The organism is Vibrio sp. Vb0667, assembly GCF_033391095.1.
On the sequence record NZ_JAWPOL010000157.1, the window covers coordinates 1 to 1,489 of the forward strand.

At 50.0% G+C, this 1,489-nt stretch carries 2 protein-coding genes; both read left to right on the forward strand.

The window, feature by feature from the left end; genetic code table 11:
• Nucleotides 1–68: 68 nt before the first annotated feature.
• Nucleotides 69–860, forward strand: a complete 792-nt coding sequence (locus tag R8269_RS24210) for an ABC transporter permease (RefSeq protein WP_412079967.1) — start codon at nt 69–71, stop codon at nt 858–860.
• 22 nt (nt 861–882) lie between these two features.
• The coding region (locus R8269_RS24215; RefSeq protein WP_318222776.1) for an ABC transporter substrate-binding protein at nt 883–1,489 on the forward strand (607 nt) is incomplete at its 3' end.

The following is a 1,489-nucleotide window of genomic DNA, read 5'->3' on the forward strand; positions in this document are numbered from 1 at the left end:
TCTCGATGGAGAGTGCGCAGCGCTACAGCAGGCGATTTTGGATCAGTTGGAGAAAGACTATGAGTGATATGACTCAGTACAACTCCGTTTCGGCGCGTATTAGTAAAAAGGAACGCGTAACTCATCCGACGTTGCGTCTGCTGATCAGCGCAGCGGTGATCTTAGGTTTGTGGCAACTCATTGTAGTGGTGTTTGACATGCCAAACTTCATCTTGCCTTCGCCAATTGAAGTATTGAATAGATTAGTGACTCGATACGACGTGCTACTCAAACACACTTGGGTCACCGCGCAAGAGATCCTTCTTGGCCTCGCACTCGGCTTATCGATGGGGTTGCTATTCGCTTTGCAAATGCTGATGTTCGAGCCGCTCAAACGCTGGCTATTGCCGATTCTTATCGCTAGCCAAGCAATTCCAGTATTTGCTATCGCGCCAGTGCTCATGCTTTGGCTGGGTTACGGCATTGCATCGAAAGTAGTAATGGCGGCGATCATCATCTTTTTCCCCGTCACGACATGTTGCTACGACGGTTTACGCAATACACCAACTGGTTACCTCGATCTTGCCAAAACCATGGGCGCATCGAAATGGCAATTACTGCGCCATATTCAACTACCTGCCGCCCTGCCAACGTTAGCGTCTGGTATTCGTGTTGCCGTGGTTATTGCGCCGATTGGTGCCGTGGTAGGTGAATGGGTTGGTTCAAGTGAGGGCCTTGGCTATCTGATGCTGCAAGCCAACGCACGCATGATCATCGATGAGATGTTCGCGGCGCTGTTTATTCTCGCCGCGCTGTCTATCGCACTCTATTTCACCACTGACAAATTACTGAAAAAAGCCATTCCCTGGGAAAACAAATAGGGAAAGAAAAAGGAAGAACCCCGTGAATAAAAACAAACTCATGAGCGCTGCCGCTCTGCTCGCTTCAATGGTTTCAACTAACGTACTTGCTGCCGAAAAAGAGCTTACTTTAATGCTGGATTGGTTCGTTAACCCGAACCATGGCCCTATCGTGATCGCACAAGAGCGCGGCTACTTTAAACAGCAAGGTTTGAAGGTCAATATCCAGGAACCCGCCGACCCAAGCACACCACCCAAACTAGTTGCGGCTGGCAAAGTCGATATGGCGATTTCATACCAGCCGAGCTTAACCATCGACGTAGCGGCTGGCTTGCCATTAATTCGCTCTGCGACCTTGATTGCTACTCCCCTCAACACATTGATGGTGTTGGATAACGGCAAGAACGACAACCTTGGCGACCTTAAAGGCAAGAAGATCGGTATTGCGATCGCAGGTAACGAAGAGGCGACAATCGGCACCATGCTTGCGCAGGAGAACGTGAAGTTTTCTGACGTGCAAATCATCAACGTCGGTTGGGCACTCTCTTCCTCTCTCGCATCAGGGAAAGTAGACGCTATTTGGGGCGGCTTGCGCAACTTCGAAACCAACCAACTTGCGCTAGAAGGCTACAAAGCCAAAGCCTTCTTCC

Coding starts and splice junctions, on each gene's coding strand:
- R8269_RS24210 (WP_412079967.1), top strand. CDS start 69: ATGACTCAGTACAACTCCGTTTCGGCGCGTATTAGTAAAAAGGAACGC.